Source organism: Kitasatospora misakiensis (assembly GCF_042656005.1).
GTDB classification, from domain to species: Bacteria; Actinomycetota; Actinomycetes; order Streptomycetales; family Streptomycetaceae; genus Kitasatospora; species Kitasatospora misakiensis.
The window spans coordinates 88279-110831 of sequence record NZ_JBHSOF010000025.1 but is presented as its reverse complement, the minus strand read 5'-3'; the positions used below and the strand labels follow the sequence as shown (position 1 = coordinate 110831).

General features: G+C 71.9%; 14 protein-coding genes. 3 read left to right on the top strand and 11 right to left on the bottom strand.

Annotated features, from left to right (window positions below; translation table 11 throughout):
- Positions 1-621: 621 nt before the first annotated feature.
- From ACFP3U_RS20140 to ACFP3U_RS20125, 4 genes are all read right to left on the bottom strand, one after another.
- On the bottom strand, positions 622-2247 hold the full coding sequence (locus ACFP3U_RS20140) for an AMP-dependent synthetase/ligase (protein ID WP_380226974.1): 1626 nt from the start codon (positions 2245-2247) through the stop codon (positions 622-624).
- A 130-nt stretch (positions 2248-2377) separates the two neighbouring features.
- Positions 2378-3559: a 2Fe-2S iron-sulfur cluster-binding protein gene (locus tag ACFP3U_RS20135; protein ID WP_380226969.1), complete on the bottom strand. Its 1182-nt coding sequence runs from the start codon at positions 3557-3559 to the stop codon at positions 2378-2380.
- Between the two features lie 53 nt (positions 3560-3612).
- Positions 3613-5100 (bottom strand): phytoene desaturase family protein, encoded by a 1488-nt coding sequence (locus ACFP3U_RS20130; protein ID WP_380226968.1) that lies wholly within the window; start codon positions 5098-5100, stop codon positions 3613-3615.
- The gene (locus tag ACFP3U_RS20125) at positions 5097-5555 is read right to left on the bottom strand and encodes a nuclear transport factor 2 family protein (RefSeq protein WP_380226967.1); all 459 of its coding nucleotides are present in this window, start codon (positions 5553-5555) and stop codon (positions 5097-5099) included. The genes ACFP3U_RS20130 and ACFP3U_RS20125 overlap by 4 nt, the downstream gene beginning before the upstream one ends.
- Positions 5556-5754: 199 nt before the next feature.
- Here ACFP3U_RS20125 and ACFP3U_RS20120 point away from each other — a divergent pair, with 199 nt between their 5' ends.
- Both ACFP3U_RS20120 and ACFP3U_RS20115 read left to right on the top strand, forming a co-directional pair.
- Positions 5755-6321, top strand: a complete 567-nt coding sequence (locus ACFP3U_RS20120) for a PadR family transcriptional regulator (RefSeq protein WP_380226966.1) — start codon at positions 5755-5757, stop codon at positions 6319-6321.
- Between the two features lie 159 nt (positions 6322-6480).
- Positions 6481-7317 carry an alpha/beta fold hydrolase gene (locus tag ACFP3U_RS20115; protein WP_380226964.1) on the top strand — a complete coding sequence of 279 codons (837 nt, stop codon included), beginning with the start codon at positions 6481-6483 and terminating at the stop codon, positions 7315-7317.
- Positions 7318-7384: 67 nt separating this feature from the next.
- Here the strand turns inward: ACFP3U_RS20115 and ACFP3U_RS20110 are convergent, their stop codons facing one another.
- Together ACFP3U_RS20110 and ACFP3U_RS20105 are read right to left on the bottom strand one after the other, a co-directional pair.
- Complete coding sequence (locus tag ACFP3U_RS20110; RefSeq protein WP_380226962.1) at positions 7385-8260, bottom strand: helix-turn-helix domain-containing protein; 876 nt, start codon at positions 8258-8260, stop codon at positions 7385-7387.
- 242 nt (positions 8261-8502) lie between these two features.
- Complete coding sequence (locus ACFP3U_RS20105) at positions 8503-9786, bottom strand: PucR family transcriptional regulator (RefSeq protein ID WP_380226961.1); 1284 nt, start codon at positions 9784-9786, stop codon at positions 8503-8505.
- 775 nt (positions 9787-10561) lie between these two features.
- On the opposite strand from ACFP3U_RS20105, the gene ACFP3U_RS20100 reads away from it, so the two are divergent.
- A complete protein-coding gene (locus tag ACFP3U_RS20100) occupies positions 10562-11923 on the top strand; it encodes a ricin-type beta-trefoil lectin domain protein (protein ID WP_380226960.1) in 1362 nt (453 codons plus the stop codon).
- 138 nt (positions 11924-12061) lie between these two features.
- Here the strand turns inward: ACFP3U_RS20100 and ACFP3U_RS20095 are convergent, their stop codons facing one another.
- The 5 genes from ACFP3U_RS20095 to ACFP3U_RS20075 all read right to left on the bottom strand — a co-directional run bounded on the left by ACFP3U_RS20095 (position 12062) and on the right by ACFP3U_RS20075 (position 22304).
- The gene (locus ACFP3U_RS20095; RefSeq protein ID WP_380226959.1) at positions 12062-14455 is read right to left on the bottom strand and encodes a ricin-type beta-trefoil lectin domain protein; all 2394 of its coding nucleotides are present in this window, start codon (positions 14453-14455) and stop codon (positions 12062-12064) included.
- A 466-nt stretch (positions 14456-14921) separates the two neighbouring features.
- A complete protein-coding gene (locus tag ACFP3U_RS20090) occupies positions 14922-16202 on the bottom strand; it encodes an FAD-binding protein (protein WP_380226958.1) in 1281 nt (426 codons plus the stop codon).
- 38 nt (positions 16203-16240) lie between these two features.
- The gene (locus ACFP3U_RS20085) at positions 16241-18172 is read right to left on the bottom strand and encodes a phosphatase PAP2 family protein (RefSeq protein ID WP_380226957.1); all 1932 of its coding nucleotides are present in this window, start codon (positions 18170-18172) and stop codon (positions 16241-16243) included.
- A gap of 117 nt (positions 18173-18289) precedes the next feature.
- A complete protein-coding gene (locus ACFP3U_RS20080) occupies positions 18290-19651 on the bottom strand; it encodes a jacalin-like lectin (RefSeq protein ID WP_380226956.1) in 1362 nt (453 codons plus the stop codon).
- A gap of 253 nt (positions 19652-19904) precedes the next feature.
- Entirely contained in the window at positions 19905-22304 is a 2400-nt protein-coding gene (locus ACFP3U_RS20075) for a non-reducing end alpha-L-arabinofuranosidase family hydrolase (RefSeq protein ID WP_380226955.1), read from the bottom strand.
- Positions 22305-22553: the final 249 nt, after the last annotated feature.

Here is a 22553-nt window from a genome sequence, read left to right as displayed (position 1 = left end):
TGTTAAGCACGCCGCCAGCGTTCGTCCTGAGCCAGGATCAAACTCTCCGTGAATGATTACCCGTCATCGGGTCCGCACTCGCGTCGAGCGGCACGGCAACCACCGGAATAGGGCGGCCCCGCGCACTGCGTCCTCGCTAGTGTTTTACTTCAAAAGGAATCTCCAACCACGGAACAGAGTCCGAGGCCGGGGATGTCAACATATCTGGCGTTGACTTTTGGCACGCTGTTGAGTTCTCAAGGAACGGACGCTTCCTTCAGGCGGCTTTCACACCGGCCCTCCGGGCGCTTCGTTCTTTCGTGTTTCCAGCTTATCAGATGTTTTCCGTGCCGTTCCCGGCGCTTCCTTCATCCAACTCGCTGCTGTCTTCTGCGGCTTGACGCCCCGTCCGACGTTTCAAACTCTAGCCGATCCCCGCCCCGAAAGGCGAATCCGGCCGCAATCCCCGGAATTACGCACGCCGAATAAACCCGATGACCGGGCTGCGATGGTATTTCCAGAGGATTGGCCACTCCGGGACCGTCCGCGCTGTTGCGTGTCCGGTGCTCCCTGCCAAGCGACTTAAAAACACTACCCCTCCCCCAATCCACGAGGCAAGTCGGCCCGGCGCACCACGGCAGCTCAGGAGTAGAGCGAGTCGATGAGGGGGGCGTAGCGGGTCTCGACGACGTTGCGGCGGATCTTGAGGCTGGGGGTGAGGGTGCCGTCCTCGACGGTGAAGTCGTGGTCGAGGACGGCGAGGGCGCGGGCGCGGGTCGCGGGGGCGAAGTGGTCGTTGACCCGGTCGAGCTCGGTCTGGACGAGGGTGCGGACGGCGGGGTGGCGGGCGAGGGCGGGCAGCGGGTCGGCGATGCCCCGGTCGGCGGCCCAGGCGGTGACGGTCTCCGGGTCGAGGGTGACCAGGACGGCGGCGTGCGGGCGGCGGTCGCCGATCAGCACGGCCTGGGAGACGTAGGGGCTGCGGCGCAGCAGGTTCTCCAGGGCGGCGGGGGCGATGTTCTTGCCGGCCGAGGTGATGATGAGGTCCTTCTTGCGGCCGGTGACGGTGAGGAAGCCGTCGGCGTCGAGGGTGCCGAGGTCTCCGGTGTGCAGCCAGCCGTCGACGATCGCCTCGGCGGTGGCCGCGGGGTCGTCGAGGTAGCCGGCGAAGACACCGGGCCCGCGGGTGAGGATCTCGCCGTCCTCGGCGATCCGGATCTCGACGCCGGGCAGCGGTCGGCCGACGGTGCCGTGGCGGCGCTCGTCGAGCCGGTTGGCGGTCATCAGCGCACTGCTCTCGGTCATGCCGTAGGTGTCGAGCACGGGGATGCCGCAGGAGTCGAAGAAGTCGAGGATCTCCGGGGCGATCGGGGCCGCGCCGGTGGCGGCCAGCCGGATGCGGCCGCCGACCGCCTGGGCGACGACCTCCGGCGGCAGGTCCTTGACGGTGGCGTAGGCCTTCTCGAACAGCCGGGGCGCGGAGGGCAGGACGGTCGGGCGGACCTCGGCGAGTTCGGGGATGACGGCCCGGATGTCGCCGCCGAAGTAGGCGATGGCCACGCCGTGGGAGAGGGCGACCAGCTGGATGGAGCGCGACATGATGTGCGCGAGCGGCAGGTGGAGGTAGACCTCCTCGTCCTCGCCGAGGCCCTCCACCAGGGCGGCGGTCGCCGTGCAGGAGGCCTGCCAGTTGGCGTGGGTGATCATGCAGCCCTTGGGCCGGCCGGTGGTGCCGGAGGTGTAGATGACGGTGGCGGTCGCGGACTCGTCCGTCGCGCGGGCGAGGTCGTCCAGCCGGTCGCGTTCGGCGTCGCTCAGCGGGACGCGCAGGGAGTCCAGCGAGCGGTGCGGCAGCGCCGGGTCGGGGTCGAAGACGACGATGGTGTCGACGGCCTTGGCGTGCGCGACGGCGTCGGCGCGTGCGGGGGTGTCGCAGAGGACGACGCGCGCCCCGGCGTGGTCGAGGACGTGAGCGCACTCCTCGGGCGAGCCGGTCGGGTAGACGGGGATGCTGACGGCCCCGGCGCGGGCGATGGCCAGGTCGCAGAGCGTCCACTCGGGGCGGGTCTCGGCGACCAGGCCGACGTGGTCGCCGGGGCCGACCCCGAGGCGGACCAGTCCGGCGGCGAGTTGGTCGACGGTCTCGGCGAGTGCGATGTAGTCGAGGGTTTGCCAGGTGCCGTCGCGCTTGAACCGCAGCGCGGTGCGGTCCCCGAAGGCCTGGGCGGCGAGGCCGGGCAGGTGGGCGACGGTGGGCGGGGTGATCATGGACACGGTGGTGCGCCTCCTTCGGGTGCCGCGAACGGCGTGGGTACGCGGTGGTGTCGGGCGGACGGCGGTGGCGTCGCGGACGGCGGTGGTCTCGCGGACGGGGATGTCGCGGGGTCCGGTCGGTCGGTCAGACGTCGAGTTCGGTGTCGGTGATCGGGTAGGCGACGCAGGCGTGGGTGTAGCCGAAGCGTTCGTCGGAGAGGCGCAGCCGGGCCTCGATGGCGGTGTGCACCTGGCCCTTGACCACGCGGACCCGGCAGAGGCCGCACTCGCCGGAGCGGCAGGCGGCCTCCGGGCGGACGCCGGCGTCCTCCAGCGCGTCCAGCAGGGGCCGGTCGCGGCGGGTGCGGAAGGTGCGGCCGCGGGCGGTGACGTCGACCTCGCCCGCCGGGTCGGTGCCGGCCGGCCAGTGGGGCTGGGCGGTGGGGTCGGCGGGCGCGCCGTTGGCCTCGAAGCGGATCCGGCGCCGGGGGTGGTCGAGGTCGGCGAGCTGTCGGAGCGCGTACGGGTAGAGGGCCTGGGGGCCGCAGACGTAGACCGTGCGGCCGTCGAGCGGTCCGGCGAGGGTGTCGATCAGGGCGGCGGTGAGCAGCCCGGTGGGGCCGGTCCACTCCTCGGTGGCACCCTGGACGTCCTGGACGTCCTGGACGACGTGGTGGACGTGGATGTTCGGGTGCGCGGCGGCGAGGGCGTCGAGTTCGGCGCGGAAGATGATGTCGTCGGCCGAGCGGGAGCCGAGGAGCAGGTGGAAGCGGCGCGGCAGGGCGTCGTCGACGATCTCGCGGATCATGCTCATCGCCGGGACGACGCCGGAGCCGCCGGCGAGGAAGACGACGTCCTCGCCGTGGAAGAGCGGGTTGTGGTGGAAGGTGCCGGTGGGGCCGGTGGTGGTGAGGGTGTCGCCGGGGGCGAGGGTGTCGATCAGGTGGTTGCTGATCCGGCCACCGGGCACCCGGCGCACGGTGAGGTCCCAGTGGTCGAGCCGGGCGGGGCTGGAGGCGATGGCGTAGGGGCGGTTGGTGCCGTCGGCGAACACGCCGACGTACTGGCCGGCGAGGAAGGGCGGCAGGTCGCGGCCGTCGGGGCGGCGGAGGCGGAAGGTCCTGGTGCTGACGGTCTCGGTGCGGACCTCGGCGATGGTGAGGCGCAGCCGCTTGGGGTGGTGGGTGTCGACGGCGGCGAGGGCGGCCGCCGCGTCCCCGGTGGGACTGGTGGGCGGGGTGGCGCCGGTGGCGTCGTGCGGGCGGGTGTCGATGTCGGCCCGCACCGCGTCGTGGCCGTCGTAGCGCGGGGCGAGGGGGTGGCTCACGGGAGTGCTCCGTCCTGGTTCGGGAGGGTCGGCGGGCCGCAGGCGGGCCGGGCTCAGGCCGCGGCCCTCGCGCGCAGCAGACGGCGGGCGACGCGGGCGCCGGCTTCGAGGGTGGGCTGGAAGCCGCCCATGCCGGCCCAGGAGCCGGCCAGGTGCAGGCCGGGGACGTGGCTCTCGCGTTCGCTGTTGCGGAAGAGCCAGCCCTCGGTGCGGTCCTGGTCGTAGCCGTAGATCGCGCCGCCGGGGTGGCCGAGGTAGCGGGCCATGGTGAGCGGGGTGGCCACGTCGACCTCCTCGATCGCGTCGCGGATGCCGGGGGCGACCGCCTCGACTCGGTCGAGCAGGGTCTGCGCGTAGGCGAACTTGACGCGGGCGTAGTCGGCGGGCGGGATCTTCGCCCAGTGGTCGCCGTACTGGAGGGTCATCAGGCTGATGTGGGTCGCGCCGGACGGGGCGAAGCCGATCGGGGCGACGTCGTAGGAGGTGACGCAGATGCCGCGGGCGGGTTCCAGGGTGCGGGCGGCGGCGTAGGTGCGCTCGTCGTCCTCGTCGGCGTGGACGAAGGTGGTGCTGGTGGTGAAGCCGAGTTCGGCGGGGGTGGCGGCGAGGCCCATGTGCAGGACGACGCCGGAGACGCCGATCCGGCGGGTGGCGAGGTCGTCCCGGACGGCCGGGGGGACGCCGCCCTCGCCGAGCATCGCGTAGGTGAGCGGGAGCGAGGCGTTGGAGACGACGTCCCCGGCGGTGACCTCCTGCCCGTCGTCCAGCCGGACCCCGGTCGCCCGGCCGTGCTCGGTGAGGATGGCCTCGACGGAGGTGTTGAACCGCACCTGGCCGCCGGCGGCGAGGAAGGAGTCCAGGATCGCGGTGGACAGCGCCTGGGAGCCGCCCATGAGGTGCCAGGGCTTGAACTCCAGGTAGGCGTAGAGGGTCAGCGCGAGGTCCTGGAAGGCGAGCCGGGTGGGCGGCTGGCCGAGGTACGTCCAGTAGGTGCCGATCACCGACTTGAGGCCGGGGTCGTCGAAGTACTCGTCCAGGACGTCCTTGACGGGGCGCAGCCCGTACCGGAACAGCACCGGGTCGACCTGCTCGGGCGGCATGCCGCGGCGGGCCGCGATCTGCCAGAAGGTGACGTCCTTGACGAGTTGGAGGAACCGCTCGATCCGCTCGCGGTTGCCGGGGAAGGCGGCCTCCAGGGCGTCGGAGGTGCCCTGCCAGTCGGCGGGGAGGGTGACGTCGAAGCGGCCCGGGACGACGGCGCGGTAGAGGTCGGGCTCCTCGACGAACTCCAGCTTGTCGCTGACGCCGAGCCGGTCGAACAGGCCGCGGAGAGTGAAGGGTTGGCCCTCGGCGCCGACGCCGGAGAGCTGGTGCAGGGCGACCTCGAACTCGAAGCGGCCGCGCCGGAAGGAGGTGGCGCAGCCGCCGGGGAGGTTGTGGCGCTCGACGAGCAGGGTGCGCAGGCCGGCGAGTTGGAGGCTGGTGGCGGCGGTCAGTCCGGCGTTGCCGGCGCCGATGACGACCGCGTCGAAGTCGCTCACCGCTCCGCCGCCCCGGCCGCGTTCGCCAGCGCGTCCGCCTTCGTCAAGGCATCGGCCCCGGCCGCGTCCGCCGCCGCCTCGGCGGAGATCCGGTCGAACTCGGCCGCCATCGCCGCCGCGAGCGCCTGGGCGCCGGAGAGCGGACGGACCATCACGGTGAGCTCGTCGATCTTCCCGTCCTCGTCGAGGTGGAGGAAGTCGCACCCCTGGAGCCGCTTGCCGCCCACGGTGGCGGTGAAGAGGAGCGCGTGGTCCCGCCCCTCGGGGTCGCCGATCTCGCGGGTGTACGCGAAGTCCTCGAAGACGCGCAGCACGCCCCGCAGGATCGCCCCGGTGACGGCCTTGCCGGGGTAGGGCTTGAAGGCGACGGGGCTGGTGAACACGACGTTCTCGGCGAGGAGTTCGGTCATGGCCTGCGCGTCGCGGTCCTCGACCGCCTTGCGGAAGGGGTGCATGGGGAAGCCTCCGCTCCTAGTCATCGAATTGAGTAGGTGTACTGGCGAGTATGAAGCGGTCGCGGAGGCACTGTCCATAGCCCACCCGGGCCCCCGGCCCCCCTCCGCCCCGGGTCCCCCCGACCCCGCGGATCCCCCGGACGGCCGACGCGATTAGTCGCCTTGTTGACCAGTCACCGGTGGCTGCTACCGTGACCGCATGGCTTTGCGGAACGCGGTGATGGCCGCCCTCCTGGAGGGTGAGGCCTCCGGCTACGACCTCGCCAAGGGCTTCGACGCCTCGGTGGCGAACTTCTGGATGGCCACCCCTCAGCAGCTCTACCGCGAACTGGAGCGCATGGAGGCCGCGGGCCTCATCTCGGCCCGGGTCGTCCTCCAGGAGAAGCGCCCCAACAAGCGCCTCTTCTCCCTCACCGAGGCCGGTCTCGCCGCCATCCACGCCTACACCGCCGAGCATCCGAGCAAGCCCACCACCATCCGCGACGAGTTGATGGTCAAGGTCCAGAGCGTCGACGCCGGCGACGTCGGGGCCGTCCGCGCGGGCATCGCCGAGCGCCTGGACTGGGCCCGCGCCAAGCTCGCCCGCTACGAACGCGTCCAGGCCAGGATCCTCGACGGCCGCACCGAGGAGCAGCACCTCGCCGAGGCCGAGCGCATCGGCCCGTACCTCACCCTGCTGCGCGGCATGGCGTTCGAACGCGAGAACATCCGCTGGTCCGAAGCCGCCCTCAAGGCGCTCAGCGCCCGCACCGCCTTCCACGGCTGACCGGCCCGCGCCCGCGCCACGCCGAAGCAGCGCGGGCCCTCCCACCTGCGGCGCTCTCGGACGACACGGCGTGCTCTCAGAGGCAATCCGGCAGCGGCGGCCTAACCTAGCGTGTGGCTCGCCGCAGCCGGAGTGCTGCGTGAGAGAGAGGGAAAACCCATGCCGTTCATCACCGTCGGCCAGGAGAACTCCGCCGCCGTCGAGCTCTACTACGAGGACCACGGGACCGGGCAGCCGGTCGTACTCATCCACGGGTTCCCGCTGAACGGGCACTCCTGGGAGCGGCAGAGCGCCGCCCTGCTGGAGGCCGGCCACCGGGTCATCACCTACGACCGCCGCGGCTTCGGCCGCTCCTCGCAGCCGACCACCGGCTACGACTACGACACCTTCGCCGCGGACCTCAACACCGTGCTGGAGACCCTCGACGTCCGGGACGCCGTGCTGGTCGGCTTCTCGATGGGCACCGGCGAGGTCGCGCGGTACGTGTCCCGGTACGGCTCCGGCCGGGTCGCCAAGGTCGCGTTCCTGGCCTCGCTGGAGCCGTGGCTGCTGAAGAACGACGAGAACCCGGACGGCGTCGCGCCCAAGGAGTTCTTCGACGGTGTGGTCGCGGCGGTGAAGGCCGACCGCTACGCCTACTACAGCGACTTCTTCGGCGACTTCTACAACCTGGACGAGAACCTCGGCACCCGGATCAGCGAGGAGGCCGTCCGCAACAGCTGGAACGTCGCGGCGGCCGGCGGGTCCTACGCCGCGTCGGCGGCGCCGGCCACCTGGTACACCGACTTCCGGGCCGACATCCCGCGCATCGACGTGCCGGCGCTGATCGTGCACGGGACGGCCGACCGCATCCTGCCCGTGGAGAACACGGGTCGGCCGTTCCACGCGGCGCTGCCGACCGCCGAGTACGTGGAGATCGAGGGTGCGCCGCACGGTCTGCTGTGGACCCACGCGGAAGAGGTGAACACCGCGCTGCTGTCCTTCCTCGCGAAGTGACCCGCCGGGACGGCCGCGGTGTGCGCACCGCGGCCGTCCGCGTGTCCCGGCGTCGGGTTCGTCGGGTTCAGGAGAGCCGGCCGCGGGCGTCGGACTGCGCGGCGTAGGCCTGCCACTCCCGGGGCGAGACGCCGTACGCGTCGCGGAACGCCCGGCTGAAGTGGGAGTGGCTGACGAAGCCCCAGCGGTGCGCGACGGCGGCGACACCGACCTGCCGGCGGGACGGGCGCTCCAACTCCCGGCGGCAGGCGTCCAGTCGGCGCTGCCGGACCCACTGGCCGACGGTCGTCCCGTCCTGCTGGAAGAGCTTGTGCAGGTAGCGCACCGAGATGTGCTGCGAGCGGGCGATCGACTCGGGCGAGAGGTCCGGGTCGGCGAGGTTCTCCTCGATGTGGTCGCGGATCCGCGTCAGCAGTTCGGCCGCGGCGGTCGGCTGCTCCGGGTGCTCCCGGTCGAGCAGCTCGGTCACCAGGATGCTGACGATGTCGGAGACGCCGCGCGCGAGGTGGTTGCCGGGCCGGGCGCGGTGGGCCCGGGTCCGGCCGGCCAGGGTCCGCAGGAACTGGGAGGCGAGCGAGCCGATGCCCTCGCTCCCCCGCGCCAGCAGCCCGCCGGCGCGCCGGACGTCGCGGTGCCGGACGCCGAGGTAGAAGCAGGGGACGCGGAAGTACGCCATCCGGCAGGCGGGTTCGCTCAGCAGGCCCGCCGGGTGCGGGGTGGTGCCGATCAGCAGGTCCCCGGGTTCCAGCGCGGTGCTGGCGCCGTCGCGGCGGACGGCGGCCGCGCCGTGGAGGTGCAGGGCGACGTAGAGGCAGTCCTCGGGATCGGCGCCGGGGGGCGGGGCGAGGACGTCGATGCAGCCGGTGCCCCCGTCGTGGGCGGTGCCGCCCGGCTGGGGGTGGTGCTCGGGTTGGGGCATGGGCGTGGCGCCCGACTGGGTCACGGAGGGCTCCGACCGGTTCTAGTGGTGCTGTGCGATTGCTAGGGGGTGAGGGGGCGCGGCCTCAGGAGAGGAACTCGTCCACGACGGCGTCGAACTCGTCTCGTGTCGGCCCGTGCCGTCTCGTGTCGGCTCGTGTCGGCTCGTGTCGGCTCGCGAGAATGACCGGCCGCCCGTGGAAACGATTCTTGCCGCGGGCCGACCGCGTTGACCACCGACCGGCGTAGGGATTGGCCGACGGAGCTTCATCGCTCTGTAGCAACACCGGCGTCGCCCACCTGCGGCGCGGCGCCCACCTGCGGCGCCGACAGCAGGTCCCACAGCCGCAGGCCCATGTGCAGCACGAGGCGATGCCCGCCGTCGTCCAGGTCCAGGCCGGTGATCTCCTGGATCTGCCGCAGCCGGTAGTAGAGCGAGGTGCGGTGGACCTCCAGAACCTCCGCGGTCCTGGGCACCGAGCCCGCGTTCTCCAGGAAACAGCGCAGGGTCTCCGCCAACCGGGAGGTGCCGCCCCAGTCCAGCAGCCGCCGCAGCGGCTCGGGCAGCAGGGCGGCGTTCAGCACGCCGTCGGGCAGTTGGAGGAACACGGCGTACTCGCCGAGCCGCGCCCAGTCCCCGATGCCGTCCAGGTGCGGCAGCCGGCGGGCAGCGCGCACCGCGACCCGCGCCTGGTCGTGGGAGGTCCAGGCGTCGGCGAGGTCCGTCCCGCGTCCGCCGACGCCCACCGCCGCGGTCGAGCCCGCGTCCAGGAAGGTCGCCAGCGAGCGGACGACGCCGCGGCACTGGAGGTCCAGCTCCTCCTCCGTCGGTGCGCGCTCGAAGACCTGCACCAGGACGGCCCGGTCCTGGTCGATCGCGGCCAGGCCGCGGGCCACGCGGGTCCGCCGGAACGGTTCCAGCGCGCCGCGCAGCGCGACCGCCGTCCGGCCGGACGGGGCCTGCTCGCCGGCGACCGCCACCCTGGTCACCACGACGTGCGGGCCGGCGGGGAGCAGACCGTCGTCGAGCAGCTGACGGCGCGCCGCCGAGCGCTGCGCCGCGTCCTGGCCGACCAGTTGGCGCACCAGCCGGTACGTGCGCTCCTCGTCGGCGTCCGAGGCCAGACGCTCCGCGTACATCTCGGCGGCCACGGCGCGGGCGGTCCGGGCGATGGCCTCGGTGTCGGCCGCCGTGAGGATCCCCTCCGAGGCGACGACCATGAGGATGCCCAGCAGGTGGCCGCGCTCCCGGACCGGGACGCAGTAACGGGGCCGGAGCCCCAGGTCGTCGCGGCCCCGGAGGTAGCCCGGGCCGGTCCACCGGGCGACGCCCTCGGACACCACGTGGCGGATGGACTCCTCGTCCGCGACGCCCTGCAGCAGGGTGCGCACGCGGACCCGGTCCTCGTCGCCGAAGTGGCGGCTGGTGCAGATCATCCGCACCAGTGGGTCGTCGAGGACGACGGAACGCCCCAACTCCTCGGCCAGACCGTCCACCAGCGACTGGAGCGCCTCGCCTGCCGGACGCGCGCGCTGGATCCACCTGTTCATGATCAATAGCCTCCCGGCGCATTCGTACAAGAGGCGAAACCGGGTGGGCAAACCTTCGACAAACCGAGAAAGGCGCCGCCCCGCCCGGGCCTCGCGCCCCGGTGCCCGGCCATCATCCGCGTCGGTGGGGCGGTCCCCATCGCCCCGCCCGGCGCCGGACCGAGCCCCCCGACAACGCCCGTGACCTGGCCTTTCCCGGCTCCGCGCGGATCCGGCGCCGCCCCGGCGGCCGTGGCGCACCCCGGCCCTCGCGCGCCGGACGGGCCGGGCGTCGGGCGCCGCGAAGGCCCCCGCCGGACGCCCCGCGCACCGGCCGAAGCGTGCGCGGACCGTCGCTCCCCAGTGCACCGCCAGGACATCCCCGCCGGGAGCGTCCTCCTCGGGAAAGTTTCACACTCGTCGCCGGGCGCCGAGGGCGAACGGATCGACGGGGACGCCGAACTGAACGTCATGGCCGAGTGGACGGCCGAGCGGCCCGGCCGGCTTGACCGGACCCGACCAAAGCCCTTGTCAGAAAGGTTGACCGTGCGTGCGGCGTGATGCACGCTGCGACCGTCGCCTTCAAACGCCCCGCCACCTGGTGGCGGGGTGCAGCACCGCACATTTGTGAGCGCTCACATTCGGCGGACCCCCACCCGCGCGCCTCAGGCGACGCCCCACCCCGCGCGCACCGCCGAGGGTCCGCCGCGCTCGATCGCACCGTTTCAACCGGCCGACGGAGGTCCCGTCGGTCGACGCCCTGAACTCCTGTCCACCCACAGGCAAGGAAGAGCTCATGAAACGCAGATCCCCGTTCACAGCCGTGCCGGCCGCACTGGCCGTCATCGTGGCTGTGATCAGCATGGTGCTGAGCAGCGGCCTCAGCGCGTCCGCCGCTCCGGTCAGGGCCGCTGCCGCTGCCCCCGCCGCCCCCGCCGCGGGCACCGGTGGCTGCGGCAAGCCGGCGGCGCTGACCAGCGGCGGCCACACGATCTCCAGCAGCGGGCAGAACCGCAGCTACATCCTGCGGGTCCCCGCCAACTACGACCAGAACCGGCCCTACCGGTTGGTCTTCGGATTCCACTGGCGGGGCGGTACCGCCAACGACGTCGACTCCGGCGGCACCGACGGGTACAACTGGTCCTACTACGGGCTCAGGCGCCTGGCGGACCTCGACAACAACGGCACCATCTTCGTCGCGCCCCAGGGCTTCGACAACGGCTGGGCCAACTCCAACGGCCAGGACATCACCTTCGTCGACGACATCACCAGGCAGGTCGAAGCCGGGCTCTGCGTCGACCCGACCCAGCTCTTCTCCACCGGCTTCAGCTACGGCGCCGGAATGTCCTACGCGCTCGCCTGCGCCCGGCCGACGGTCTTCCGGGCGGTCGCGACCTACGCCGCGGCGAACCTCAGCGGCTGCAACGGCGGTACGCAGCCGATCGCGTACATGGGGGTGCACGGCCTGCGGGACAACGTCCTGTCCATCTCCGGGGGCCGGGCGATCCGTGACCAGTTCGTCAGGAACAACGGCTGCACCCCGCAGAACCCGCCGGAGCCGGCGAACGGCAGCCTGACGCACACCGTCACCGCCTACTCCGGCTGCAAGTCGGGGTACCCGGTCGTCTGGGCCGCGTTCGACGGAGCGGGCCACGACCCCGGCCCGATCGACGGGTGCACCTGCGACGGCTGGCGCACCTGGACGTCCGGCGAGGTGTGGAAGTTCTTCAGCCAGTTCGGCTCCACCACTCCCACTCCCGGCGGTGGCACCCAGGCGATCGTGGGCCAGGCCTCGGGCCGTTGCGTGGACATCGGCAACTCCTCCACGACCAACGGCACGCAGGCCCAGCTGTGGGACTGCCACGGCGGGACCAACCAGCGGTGGACCTACAACACGACGAGCAAGCAGCTCATGGTCTACGGCAACAAGTGCCTGGACGCCTCCGCCAAGGGCACCGAGAACGGCACCGCGGCGGTGATCTGGGACTGCAACGGGCAGACCAACCAGCAGTGGAACGTCAACGCCGACGGCACGATCACCGGAGTGCAGTCGGGCCTCTGCCTGGACGCCACCGGCACGGCCACGGCGAACGGGACGAAGGTCCAGCTCTGGGCGTGCTCGGGCGCGGGCAACCAGAAGTGGAGCCTGCGCAGCTGAACAGGGTTCCGGGGCCGGTCGCCGCGCTTGCGGGACCGGCCCCGGAGCCACGCACCGCCTCGCGCACCAAGGGCGCCCTCGGGAGACCGAGGGCGCCCTCACTGGACCGGCGAGGTCCTCAGGAGGCTGGCGGGGTCCTCAGGAGAGGGTCCACCGCTGGTTGGACTGGCCGCTGCAGCCCCAGAGTTGGACCAGTGCGCCGTTGCTCGTGGAGACCCCGGTCACGTCCAGGCAGAGTCCGGACTGGACCCCGGTGATCGTGCCGTTGGCGTTGAAGTTCCACTGCTGGTTGGTCTGGCCGTTGCACGTCCAGATCGCGACCGCGGTGCCGTTGCTGGTGCCCTTGGCGTAAGCGTCGAGGCAGAGCCGGCTCGTGCCGCTGTAGACCGTCAACTCACCGCTCGCGGTACGGGTGAAGACCTGGTTGGCCGCACCGCTGCAGTCCCAGATCTGGGTCTGGGTGCCGAGGGTGGTCGACCCGTTCGGTACGTCCAGGCACTTGCCCGCGCCCACGGCGCGCAGGGCTCCCGTGGTGGAGCCGCCCGTCACGCCCGCCTGGGAGATCACCTGCTGGGCCTCGGACGGCCAGTTGGTTCCGCTGACCTGGATGTTCCCGCTGAGGACGTTGTTGTGCGGGGCGCCGGTGGCGACCTGGGTGACGCCCGCGTTGTACCAGTTGACGGAGAAGGTGCTGTCGTTGGTGTTGTTGGTGCCGCCCGCGTTGGTGAAGGCCCACACGCCCGAGTCCTGGACCACGTTGTTGCTCAGGGTCTCGTAGCGGGAGCCCTCGTCGAGGTAGAGGCCGACGGTGTTCCGGTTGTCGTAGATGTAGTTGTGGTCGATGGTCGTGCCGGGGTTGGCCGACAGGGTGTAGATGCTGCCGCCGTCGTGGAACACCTTCTTGGTGCCGTGCACCTTGTTGTAGCTGATGACGGTGTTCTTCAGGGTCGTCGCCGTGGTGTAGACGGGCTGGTAGTTGTAGAGGCCGCGGTTGCGGTAGTCCTGGCTGCCGCCGACGTCGTTGGCGCCCCAGCCCCAGCCGACGTCGATGCCGTCGTAGGCGAGGTCCGAGACCTCGTTGTGGGTGATGACGGCGTGGGTGACGTAGGTCGAGAGGATCCCGGCCATGTCCTTGTAGTCCTTGGCGACATCGCTGATCCGGTTGTCCCGGATGGTGATGTCCTTGACCGTCATCGCGGGGTCGGACGGGTGGTGGGCGTCGGGCCGCACGCCGCCGACCACGATGCCCGCCCCGGAGTCGTCGGTGAACGTGTTGCCCGCGACCGTGATGTCCGAGGCGCCCAGGCCGATGCCGGAGCCGTGGGCGTTGGCGTCGTTGCCGATGCCGAGGCCCACCTGGCCGAGGTGGGAGAAGGAGTTCCCGGCGAAGGTGATGGCGGAGGCCGCCGAGACCTGCACGGCCGCCGGCACCTGGTTCCAGCTGTTGCGGGCGGCCTCGAACAGCTGGCATCCCGACTGACAGGAGGTCATGAAGTCCGCGGGCTGGGTGAAGGTGCCGGCCAGGAACGCCCCGCTCTGCTGGTCGGCGTAGCCGACGTTGGTGCTGGGCTGCAGCCAGGTGGTGTGGCTGAAGGCGATGCCCTGGAAGGTGAGGTCGTGCACGGGCTTGGTGTAGCTGCCGCTGATCTGCAGCAGGGAGGTCAGCCGCGGCAGTTCGATGTCGTGGGCCGAGGCCTGCCAGCCCGCGGGGGCCTTGTAGTACAGCTGGCCCGCCTGCGGGTCCAGGTACCACTGCCCGGTGGTCTTCAGGAAGGCGTAGGAGTTCTGCAGCTGCAGCGATCCGCCGGCGAAGGGCTTGGCCAGGGTGTCGTAGCCCCAGTTGTTGTTGTTCCAGGCCGGCTGCTGCATGGTGACGGTGGTCCCGCTGATGGACTGCACCGGGGCGAAGCGGTCGGTGAAGGAGTTCTGGCTCTCCAGCTCGATCCGGTTCTGCTGCGGCAGCGTGGCCAGGTAGTTCAGCGCGGGGTTGACGATGGTCATCCCGGTGGCGGTGATGTTCACGTCGTTGCGCGAGATCGGGATCGACGCCCGCGGCGCCAGCATCCCGTCGACGAACAGCTGCCGCGAGTCGACCCCGGTCGGGACCGGCGCCGCGTAGATGTTGTTCGCGGAGTCCTTCAGGGTCCAGCCCGTCACCTGCTGCCCACCCGACAGCACCGGGCTCGCGCCCGGGGCGGCCTGCCAGATCACCCGGTGGCCGTTGTTGCCGGAGTCCGCGCTGCCGAGCGTGAGCGGCGCGGTCAGCCGGTAGGTGCCGCCCGCGAGTTGCACCACGATGTCACCGGTCATGCTCCCGTTGACGGCTGCCACGGAGGCCTTCGCCTGGGTCAGGGAGCAGGGGGCCGAGGAGGAGCAGGCGGTTCCGCTGCCGCTCGGCGAGACGTACAGGGTGGTCATCGTCGCCGCGTGGGAGATCGCGGCGGGCGCGGCCACGACGGCTCCGGCGGCCAGGGCCCCGGCGAGGGCCCCTCTGAGGCTGAACGCCGGGAGTCGGCGGTGGATGGGTTTCATGGATCGCTCTCCTCGCATGGTGGTGGGAGGTGCGGGGGCAGGCGGAACACCGCTGCGGTGCCGGGGCGGCTCGAAATGAGTACGGCACATCAACGGCGCGGTGGATCGGTCTCGTCGGCAGGGCGCCGACCACGCGACCACCGCCCGGGGCGGCTCACGGGAGGAACAGGACGCGCTGGACACTCTGGACGATCTCGGGAAGGGAAGAAACAGCAGCTCCCCCAATTGTGAGCGCTCACAATTTGGGGAAAAGGATCACCGGTGCACAGTGCTCGCCGCCGGAGATCGTCCGGTACGACGAAATGAGACTGACACATAGCTCGGCGGCTCTTCAAGAGATGTGCAGGACAAGCCGTGCGATCCGAGCCGCGCGCCACCGGCCTCCGGCAACGGCGAGGGGGCCGGGCGACGACCGCCGCCCAGCCCCCTTCAGGCCCCGTACGTATCCCGTACTACCCGGCCGGTGCTACCCGACGGGGAAGTGCCGGGCGAGGAACTCGTTGCGGAACTTGCCCGCCGGGTCGAACTCGCCCAGCAGCCCCCGGAAGTCCTCCCAGCGCGGGTACGAGGCCCGGATCACCTCGGGCGCCGTGCTGAAGACCTTGCCCCAGTGCGGCCGGGCCGCGAACGGGGACAGCGCCTCCTCGACCGCCTTGAGCACGTCCGCCACGGCCGCCGCGTCGGGGTGCCAGGTGAAGTGGAAGGCCACGCAGTCCCGTTCGTAGGCGGGGCTGAGCCACAGCCCGTCGGCCGCCACCGTGCGGATCTCACCGATCTGCAGGACCGGTGCGATCCGTTCCCGGACGGCGTCCAGCGCGTCGAACGCGGCGACGGCGTCCGCCCGGGCGACGAAGTACTCGGACTGCAGCTCGGCCCCGCTGCTCGGCGTGAAGTCCAGCCGGAAGTGCGGGAGTCGGGTGTGCCAGCGGCCCGACACGCCCAGCTGCGTCGTGCAGGGCTCGGGCGGGCAGCCCGGCACGGGGTGGCGCGGGCCGTCGGCGAGCGCCGCGCCGTGCCAGGCCGCGGGGGCGTCGGAGCCCTGCCACGTCCCGGGGGCCCCGGGGTCGCCGCCGCGCCGCTTGAGCCAGACCTGGTCGATCCGGTCCGCCTGCCAGCTCGTGAAGAGGCTGACGCTGTACGCCGCCGCCATGATCTCGTCGAACCGTTCGCGCAGCACGGCCGTCGGCAGCCCCTCGTAGACCCACTGCCGGACCTCGAAGGCCGGCACCACGTCCAGGGTGAGCCGGGTGACCACGCCGAGGGCGCCCAGGGCCACCACCGAACCGGGGAAGTGCGCCTCGCCCCGCTCGATCGTCACCAGGGCGCCGTCCGCGGTGACCAGTTCGACGGCCCGGACGGCCGTGGCGAGGCAGCCGTTGGCGACCCCCGAGCCGTGCGTCCCGGTGGCGCAGGCGCCCGCGACCGAGATGTGCGGCAGCGACCCGAGGTTGTGCAGCGCGAAGCCCGCCCGGTCCAGCTCCTCGACCAGCTCGCCGTACCGCATCCCGGCACTCACCGTGACCGTGCCGGCCCGCTCGTCCAGCTCGACCGCCCGGGGCAGGCCGGCGACCGACACCAGGTCGCCCGCGGTGTCGGCGATCGCGTTGAACGAGTGGCCCGTCCCGAGGACCCGCAGGGACCGGCTGTCGGCGACGATCCGCCGCAACTCGGCTATGGAGCCGGGTTCGTGGAACCGCTCGGCGCCGAACGTGATGTTCCCGGCCCAGTTGCTCGCGGCGACGGTCACAGGGGGTGCTCCTTCGGTCTCGGGACGTGCCGGTGCGTTCAGCAGCGGGTCAGCCGCACCGAGAGGCCGCTGTGGGTGTAGAGCGGAGTCGCCCGGTACCCGTCCGCGTCGACGGTGACGCTGCCGAACCCGCCCTGCAGCGTACGCCCATCGATCACCGGCAGCACCACGTCGTCGCCCAACTCGCAGGCGTCCGACAGCCGCAGGACGAGCTGCGCGTCCCGGCCGAGCGTCACCCGGCCCTCGACCGCCAGGGCCGGCCCGCGGTGCTGGTGGAGCGTCAGCTCAAGCCGCGTCCCAGCCGACTGCAGGTAGTCGCCGCGCACCCGGACGGCGCCCCGCTCGGCGTCCACCCGCAGGGTGCCGCCACGGACCTGGACGGCGCCGCGCCCGAGGGCGTCGCGGGAGCCGGCCACCAGGACGCCGTCCGCCACCACGGTGGTGCCCGCGTAGCGGTTGGTGCCGGTCAGGGTCAGCGTCCCGGTGCCGCGCTTGGTGAGGCCGCCGGGGCCGGCGATGTCGTTGCGCCAGGCGTCGGCCGCGGAGAACCCGCCGTCGGCGGCGTTCAGTTCCACGGTGACGTCCCGCTCGAACGCGCCGTAGCCGTCGGCCGCGGCGAACAGGTTGAGCCGGCCCCACATCTCCGGGCCGTCCAGCAGGACGTAGCCCGAGGGCAGCGCGGTGGTGCGCAGCACCTCGCGGCGCTGGGCGGCGTCGAGGTAGGGCAGGCGGGTCTCCAGCAGGACTTCGGCGCCCTTGGGCACCGTCATCGGGACGTCCCGGCCGGCGCGGCGCAGGACGTACGTCAGCTTCGGCGTGACCTGCTCGGCGTTGGCCGCGCGGTCGGCGTACGGGTCCTCGGCCGCGCCGGCCCGGTGGGCGTAGGCGTGCAGGGTGTCGGCCGTGCTGCCGGTCTTCGACCGGAAGTACGCGGCGGCCTGGCCGCGGGCGGCGGCCTTGAGGGCGGCGTTGCGCGGGTCGGCGAGGGTGGCGGCGGCGAGCGCGGTGGCGAGCGTCCGGCCGCCGATGACGTCGAGCGGGGAGTGCATGCCCGCGGTGATCCGGGTGTGGCTGAGCTCGAACGCCCGGGCGATCAGCTCCTGGAAGCGCTCGGGCACCGCGTACGCGAGGGCCAGCGCGGCCAGGTGGAAGGCGTTGGTGTGCCCGCTCACGAAGCCGCCGTCGTCGACCGGGGAGGTGTTGCGCTGGCGCAGCAGCTGCGGGGCGACGACGACGTCCGAGGCGTAGACCGGGAGGCCGAAGGCGTCGGTGGCGCCGGTGTCGACCACCGCGCTGTCCGCGTTCAGGCGCCAGGGGCGCGGGTACTGGTAGGCGTACTTGGAGGGGTTGCCGGAGGCGTACGGTCCGCGGAGGGTGTTGACCAGGGTGACCACCTGGCCCAGCTCCGAGTCGACGGCCCCGGGGCCGAGCGCGGACCCGGCGGGCGCGCCGGCGGGGACGGCGTCGTCGACCTTGGCGGGCGGGGTGGAGTCGGGCGCCGTGGTGATCGAGGTGACGGCCCGGGCGCCCGTCCGGTAGAGGTCGGCGAGCGGGCCGAGGCCGGCGATGACGGCGTAGCTCTGGTGCTGGCGGTCGTAGACGAAGGCCTCCCGGGCCTGCGCCGCGGTGCGCTGGGTGGTGACCCGCACGCAGTAGCGGACGTTGGCGCGCAGGATGTCGGCCATCAGCGGCGAGCCGGTGTTCCAGGCCCCGCCGGTGTGCCAGATCCGGCTCATCCCGCCGAGGATGCGCACGGCGGCGTTGCCCTCCGGGGTGAGGTCGGCCGGCGTGTTGGTCGTGTAGGAGTCCACGAAGGCGAGGGCCTGGGCGGGGCCGCCGGCGGGCGCGGCGGCGGCCTGTTGCGGGGCGGCCAGCAGGCTCAGGGCCGTGGGCGCGGTGAGGACGGCGACCGAGGTGGCCGCGGAGTTCCACAGGAAGCGGCGGCGGTTCAGGGTGGGCTGCTGGTTCATGCTGGACTTCCTGCGGTGGTGGGCCTGGTGGCGGAGCGGTGTGCGGGGAGGAAGGGGAGGAGGGCGGATCCCCGGACCGGGTGGCGGCCCGGTCCGGGGACGTTCGGGGGGGGAGGGTCAGCGGCGGGTGAAGAGGAAGCCGAGCTTGTCGACCTCGTCGCCGGCGCGTCCGTGGAAGCCGGCGATCTGCCAGCCGGCGGGGGCGGTACGGGTCACGCAGTCGCCGGTGGTGGTGCCGCCGGCCAGGGAGCGGCCCAGGTTGGTGCCGAACGAGGCGTAGAAGATCCGGGTGTGCCCGCCGGACGAGCCCTGGCAGAGGGTGGCCGAGTTGACGTACTCGCCGCTGCCCAGGGTGAGCGAGGAGGCCGTGCCGCCGGAGCCACCGTGGGTGAGCGCGGTGCCGCCTGCGAGGGTCAGTCCGACCTGGTCGACGCGGGAGCCGGCCCGCAGGCTGATCGCGGTGGCCCGCGCACCGGCCGGAACGCGGTCGATGTCGTCGTAGTAGTCGCCGTGCGGGCCGCCGAACTGCTCGCTCGCCTGGTAGGCCTGGTTCCGGCTCCAGCTGAAGCCCACGGCGACCGGGTCGTGGTCGGAGAGCATCTTGCCGGCGCCGTCCAGGAAGTCGGCGTGCTTGTTGGCGTACGAGGTCGCGGTCAGCGAGACGAGCGCGCTGCCGCGGTAGAGGACCTTGTCGACGATCTCGCAGGTGTCGGTGGGCGCGTTCTGGTCGCAAAGCAGCGGGTCGGCGCCGCGGGTCGGCGCGACGCCGCCGCGCTTCAGCTGCACCCACGCGTCGGTCAGCCGGTTGTCGGCGGCGAAGGCGGCGATGGTGTCGTCGGCCCGGGTGTAGCGGGTGTTGGTGTCGCCCATCACGACGACGGCGTTCCCGGCCGAGTGGGTCCTGATGTAGCCGGTGAGCTGCGCCAGGTTGGCGGCGCGGGCCGCTTCGTCCCCGGGGTTGGTGCCCGCGTTCGCGTGGAGGTTGTAGAAGTCCACGTACACGCCCTCGGCCAGCCTGGTCCGGGTGAAGGTGAACCCCTTGGGCGTGAGGCAGTCACCGGAGTCGAGCTGACAGTCCTTCCACTTGACCCGCTCGAAGTCGTCGGTGTCGTAGGGGAGGCCGGAGAGCGTGTTGAGGCCGCTGCCGATGCCGGCCCCGCCGCTGGTCCCGGTGCGGTACGGGTGGGAGTCGGCGGCGTACAGGGCGGCGTGGTAGTTGAAGTCCTCCTGGACGTTCACGATGTCGTACGGCGCCAGCCGGCTCCCGATGGCCGTGGTGCTGCTCTGCCGGTCGGTCGAGGCGCTGGACAGCACCTGCGGGAGGCCGGCGACGTTGTACGTCAGCACGGAGAGCGACCCGCCCGCGTCGGCGGCCTGCGCGGGCGGCGCGCCGACCAGGCCGCCCAGCGCGGTGGCCGCGCCGAGCGCGGCCGCGAGGACGGGGCGGACGCGGGAATGGCGGGGGCGGGGCTTGGACATCGGTGCTCCGATCGGAGTACGACCACGGGATCCGGTGCCCGGAGCGTATGGGCGGAGCAAAGTGGGCGTCAATATCCACAGCGACCGTCAAAACAGCCTCTGAGCTGGGTCTTTATAGGGCCCTGCCAAATTCTCCACAAGGGTTCTGTTAGCGTTAACAGAATGTTCTTGCCCGACGCGGGGCCCACGAACAACGGGAACCCCGGCCGACGCACGGCTGGGGTTCCCGGTTCAGCGGGTATCGGTCAGCGGGTCAGCGCTGGAGGGTCAGCAGGCCCGGCCGGTACGGCAGCTGGTCGTAGGGGCCGCCGGCGGTCGGCGCCTTGCCCTGGTAGAGGAACTGCAGGTTGCAGGGGTCGATCGTCATCGTCTGGTCGGGGTTGCTGCGGACCAGGTCACCGTGGCTGATGTCGTTGGTCCAGTTGGCACCGCTGTTGGCCTTGCCGGCGAAGGGGTTGGCCTCGCTGGCGGCCTGCGGGGTCCAGTTGCCGTTCAGGCTGGTGGCGGTGAAGGAGCGGAAGTAGCGCCCGTTCGCACCCTGGGCCTCGACGAGCATCAGGTACTGGTTCTGGTCCTTGACCTTGTAGACCTGCGGCGCCTCGAAGAGGTTGTTCGGGGTGTCGGTCATGACCGTGGTGTAGTCGGACCCGAAGTTGCCCGGGAAGTTCCCGATCGGCATGCTCGCCCGGTAGATGCTGCCGTTGTCACCGGCGAAGAACAGGTACATGTTCTGGCCGTCGGCGATCAGGGTCTGGTCGATCGGACCGGTGCTGGACTTGGGGATGCTGCCGGTGAAGAGCGGCTGCGGCGCGGACCAGCCGTTGGGGTTGGTCGGGTCGCTGGAGATGCGGTAGATGAACGGCCACTGGCCCCACTGGTAGGCCAGCACCCAGACGTTCTTGGGCGCGAAGTAGAACAGCGTGGGCGCCACCGTGGCCTGGCCCATCCCGGTCTGCCCAGCCGAGGCCATGTCCGACCAGTTGGTGAAGGGGCTGAACATCATCGAGCCGTACGAGGATCCCGACACGTCCGACGCGTAGACCAGGTGCTTGCCGTTGTACACCACGTTGGTGAAGTCCTTCACGGACGCCCACCCGTTCGCCGGCTGCGCCAGCGCCCCCGTGGAGGACCACCGGTAGGTCGACGGAAGGGCGCACGAGCCGCTCGGCGCGGACGTGGTCGGGGTCGGCGCCGGGGTGGGCGACCCGGTCGCCCGGAAGGTCCAGTGCTGGTTGGCGGCGCCCCAGGAGTCCCAGATCTGGACGGGGGTGCCGTTGGCCGTCCGGTTGCCGGGGGTCTCCAGCACGCGGCCGCTGGCGACGTTGATGAGCGTGTAGGAGCCGTCGCTGTTCTGGGTGGCCTTCCAGTGCTGGTTGGCGCCGCCGTTGGCGTCCCACACCAGCACCTTGGTGCCGTTGGCCGTCTGGCCGCCCGGCTCGTCCAGGACGCGGCCACTGGCGACGTTGGTCAGCGTGTAGGAGCCGTCGCCGTTCTTGGTGGCCTTCCACTGCTGGTTGGCGGCGCCGCTGGCGTCCCAGACCTGGAGCGGGGTGCCGTTGCCGTTCTGTCCGGCGGGCTGGTCGAGGACCCGGCCGGCGGCCGCGTCGGTGAGCGTGTAGACGGTGCCGGAGGCGATGCCCCCGCCCGGTGCGCCGCTGGCGGCCGCCAGGGCGCTGAGCGTCGCGTTGTAGGCGGGCTTCTTGTTGCCGTTGTTGTCGAACGGCAGCGCGTTCTCGCCGCCGCGCCAGGAGTCGCTGTCGCGGATGCCCCACACGGTGATACCCGTGCAGCGGGCCACGCTGAGGCAGTCCCGGGTGGCGTTGCCGTACGTGTCGGCGGAGGCCTGGGCGATGTCGAGCTCGGTGATCTGGACGTCCACGCCGAGCGCGGCGAAGCTGGACAGGGTGGTCCGGAAGCTGGCCGGAGCGCCGCCCGCGCCGAAGTGGCTCTGGAAGCCGACGCAGTCGATCGGCACGCCGCGGGACTTGAAGTCCTTGACCATGTTGTAGACGCCCTGGGTCTTGGCGTCGGACCAGTTCTCGATGTTGTAGTCGTTGTAGCAGAGCTTGGCGGCGGGGTCGACGCCGCGGGCGGTGCGGAAGGCCTCCTCGATGAAGCCGTCGCCCAGCACGTCCTGGAACACGGAGCTGCGGTGCTGGCCGCCGGGGCCGTCGGCGAAGGCCTCGTTGACCACGTCCCAGGCGTAGATCTTGCCCTTGTAGTGGGACATCTCCTGGGTGATGTGGTTGTTCATCACGCCGCGCAGGGTGTTGGCGTCGTTGATGGAGCGGACCCAGTCGGGCAGCTGCGAGTGCCAGACCAGGGTGTGGCCGCGCATCTTCTGGCCGTGGGTGGTGGCGCGGTTGACGATCGTGTCGGCGGCGCCGAAGTTGAAGGTGCCGCGGGACGGCTCGATGGCGTCCCACTTCATCTCGTTCTCCGGGGTGACCATGTTGAATTCCCGGTCGAGAATGCCGGCGTACGTCGAGTCGCCGAGCCTGCCCGCCGCCACCGCCGTACCGAAGTAGCGGCCGCTGCCGGCCGCCGCAGCGCCCAGCGTGGTCGGCGAGCTGGAGTCCGACGTGAAGGCTGCCTGGGCCATCAGCGGTACGGCGGCGCCCACGGCGGCGAGGGCCACGGCGACGGCGATCACGCGGCGGGTGGGCCTACGGCGGCGATGAGCACGGATCTGATCTGACAACGGCTTGTCCCTCGGGCGCAGTTGGTGCCTCGGTCTCGGCTCCGGTTGCCTGTTGGTTGCCGCCGCGCACGGGAAGGTTGCCGTGATTCGAAAAAAATATCTTTTCTGTTCCGGAGCGGACGACGCGCGGTCCGTGGAACCACGGCGGGGCCGCAGGCAGTCGCGCCTGCGGCCCCGCTCAGGATTCGGGATCGGAAGGAT

Coding starts and splice junctions, on each gene's coding strand:
- ACFP3U_RS20140 (WP_380226974.1), bottom strand. CDS start 2,247: ATGATCACCCCGCCCACCGTCGCCCACCTGCCCGGCCTCGCCGCCCAG.
- ACFP3U_RS20125 (WP_380226967.1), bottom strand. CDS start 5,555: ATGCACCCCTTCCGCAAGGCGGTCGAGGACCGCGACGCGCAGGCCATG.
- ACFP3U_RS20120 (WP_380226966.1), top strand. CDS start 5,755: ATGGCTTTGCGGAACGCGGTGATGGCCGCCCTCCTGGAGGGTGAGGCC.
- ACFP3U_RS20115 (WP_380226964.1), top strand. CDS start 6,481: ATGCCGTTCATCACCGTCGGCCAGGAGAACTCCGCCGCCGTCGAGCTC.
- ACFP3U_RS20105 (WP_380226961.1), bottom strand. CDS start 9,786: ATGAACAGGTGGATCCAGCGCGCGCGTCCGGCAGGCGAGGCGCTCCAG.
- ACFP3U_RS20100 (WP_380226960.1), top strand. CDS start 10,562: ATGAAACGCAGATCCCCGTTCACAGCCGTGCCGGCCGCACTGGCCGTC.
- ACFP3U_RS20095 (WP_380226959.1), bottom strand. CDS start 14,455: ATGAAACCCATCCACCGCCGACTCCCGGCGTTCAGCCTCAGAGGGGCC.
- ACFP3U_RS20085 (WP_380226957.1), bottom strand. CDS start 18,172: ATGAACCAGCAGCCCACCCTGAACCGCCGCCGCTTCCTGTGGAACTCC.
- ACFP3U_RS20080 (WP_380226956.1), bottom strand. CDS start 19,651: ATGTCCAAGCCCCGCCCCCGCCATTCCCGCGTCCGCCCCGTCCTCGCG.